Genomic DNA, 244 nt, shown 5'->3' with positions numbered 1-244 from the left:
TGTGCCTGTCGTCAGTAGCTTTGTGGTGCCGATCAACACCTTGATCTTGTACTGACGGGCTTCCTGAAGGATAGCATCGCGCTCCGTCTTCTTCATTGAGCCGGAGCCCAAGAAAGCCTTGGCTATTGGTTCTCCCGCGATCTTGTTGATTGCGGCGACCAGCGCCTTAATAGGCTTCACCTGAGACATTGGAATCAGGATCATGTGTCCGGCCCGCGCGTCGCGCACCGCCCACTCTGCGATC

The 244-nt window shown here is 56.6% G+C and carries 1 protein-coding gene; it reads right to left on the bottom strand.

Annotated elements, in window-relative coordinates:
• Positions 1–244 (bottom strand): hypothetical protein (locus AC1RPT_RS08220; RefSeq protein ID WP_481763061.1); only part of this gene is annotated, 244 nt, incomplete at both ends.

The organism is Dellaglioa sp. CoH-56-MRSF-11, from assembly GCF_056782135.1.
The sequence above is the reverse complement of the archived record's forward strand: the minus strand, read 5'-3'. Positions and strand labels throughout refer to the sequence as shown.